The 418-nt window shown below is 68.9% G+C and carries 1 protein-coding gene; it reads left to right on the forward strand.

Annotation, left to right across the window (positions count from 1 at the left end; translation table 11 throughout):
* Positions 1-418, forward strand: a 418-nt coding sequence (locus AC5Y36_RS25865; protein WP_500043827.1) for a DUF222 domain-containing protein, incomplete at both ends; no start/stop codon positions are given.

A 418-nucleotide genomic window follows, 5' to 3' on the forward strand; every position in this document is an offset into this window, starting at 1 on the left:
CCCAACAACTCGACGGCATGAGCCGGCTCACCGGCTACCTCGACCCACAAACCCGCGCCTACCTCGAACCCATCCTGGCCGCCGTCCGCCCCGGCCACCACCAACCCGACACCCCCGACACCCCCCAGCTCGACCTCCGCGATGACGGCCAACGCAACCACGACGCCCTCAAACTCGCCCTACGCCATGCCCTGGAATCCGAGAAACTCGGCACCCACCGCGGCATCCCCGTCACCGTCATCGCCACCACCACCGTCGCCGACCTCAACCAAGCCCTGCACGCCGCCAAAGACCCCGCCATCCCCATGCCCCCGGCCGCCCGCACCGGCGGCGGCTCCCGCCTACCCATGCGCGACCTGATCGCCATGGCAAGCCATTCGATTCACTACCTGGCCGTCTTCGACAACCACTCCAACCG

This window comes from Mycobacterium sp. NGS50 (assembly GCF_059812545.1).